The sequence below is a fragment of the Parvimonas sp. D9 genome (assembly GCF_035282565.1).
Lineage (GTDB): Bacteria > Bacillota > Clostridia > Tissierellales > Peptoniphilaceae > Parvimonas > Parvimonas micra.
Genome location: NZ_JAYKBM010000026.1, coordinates 1 through 789, shown reverse-complemented (window position 1 = coordinate 789; position 789 = coordinate 1). Strand labels below are relative to the sequence as shown.

Genomic DNA, 789 nt, shown 5'->3' with positions numbered 1-789 from the left:
GGCTGGAGCTAGTACAAGGTCTCCGCGGCGGGCGTATGCAACTGGGATAGTCGGGAGCTTGGACGCAATGATCTCCTCGAACGACTTATACCCAGCCTTATGAATCATGGAGAACGCAGAGGCCATACTTTTGCTCTGACCACGGAATTCTTCATACAGATCCACACCTGTCATAGCTTCGATGCCATCACAGCACCAGGAAGCACAATTAAAAAATTCCCAGTCCAGACATACTCCCTCACGCACTGAATCCAGAAGGAAATCAGATAGGCAAAGATCCCAATCCAGACGACGTTTAATCTCGATCATTGATATTCTCCCCGGTTAGCAAGGGGATTATATACCGCAGTGGATTGCAGAGTCCCAGCCTTACCCCAGAATAGCGTCTGTTCGCCGTTGGCCGCATTCTGTGTAAAGCTGAAGAACTGGTCGGTAGGGTCGATTTCCTGTTGATCGGCATGAGAACGAGTGCGATAGGTAGCACGCGAATAACGCGCAGCCAACCCATCCAGCTCGATATCCAAATACCCAGGAACTTCATTCTTATCATCATCCAGGGACGGATCAATAAGGCGGATGTTATTGATCTTACCCGCATAAATAGGGATAAGAAGGTTGATATTGGGCTGATCCGCATACCGCAGACCTAGAGCAAGGTCAACTCGCCGCTGTTGGTAAAGATAGCCCATGATGTCACGGAGCACACGGGCTGGATCCTGGATACCAGCTTGGGCCATACGCATGCCATCACACCGCAGCGTTACGGATTCCGCCGATAGATCAGTACCC

Annotated in this window: 2 protein-coding genes; both read right to left on the bottom strand. The window is 50.7% G+C overall.

The window, feature by feature from the left end; genetic code table 11:
• A partial coding sequence (locus VJI94_RS07840) for a DUF6950 family protein (RefSeq protein ID WP_324008938.1) occupies window positions 1-309 on the bottom strand: 309 nt, incomplete at its 3' end.
• A partial coding sequence (locus VJI94_RS07835; RefSeq protein ID WP_324008937.1) for a hypothetical protein occupies window positions 306-789 on the bottom strand: 484 nt, incomplete at its 5' end. The genes VJI94_RS07840 and VJI94_RS07835, both read right to left, overlap by 4 nt.